This window comes from Arthrobacter sp. 10N44_2 (assembly GCF_056394385.1).
Genome location: NZ_JBFTHT010000059.1, coordinates 1 through 393 on the forward strand (window position 1 = coordinate 1; position 393 = coordinate 393).

The window sequence follows — 393 nt, forward strand, 5'->3', positions numbered from 1 at the left end:
GGGGAGCCGCTGTGGCGCATGCTGGGTGCGAGGGAGCGGTTCGTGCCCGGGTACGCATCGGGGCTCGAGTTCGGCCTCGCGGACGACGAGCTGGCTGGACTCTACGAGCGATTCGCCGATCGCGGGTTCAAGGCAGGCAAGCTCAAAGGCGGCCGGGACCTCGACAGGGACCTGCCTCGACTGGAAATCATGAGAGACGTCTTCAGCCGAAATTCGAAGCGCCCTGCCATCATGTTCGACGTCAACGAGTCGTGGAACCACGCGCAGGCGACCCGCTTCGTCTCCGCGATCGAGGAGCACATGGACCTCACCTGGGTCGAGGAGCCGCTGCGCCGTTGGGACGCCGCCGGCATGGCCGCGATGCGCGGAAAGGTCCGGGCGGCGATCGCCAGC

Annotated in this window: 1 protein-coding gene; it reads left to right on the top strand. The window is 67.4% G+C overall.

Features of this window, described 5'->3' with window-relative positions:
* Positions 1–42: 42 nt before the first annotated feature.
* Positions 43–393: enolase C-terminal domain-like protein (locus AC1DBX_RS20715; protein ID WP_476932676.1), on the top strand; the 351-nt coding region annotated here is incomplete at its 3' end.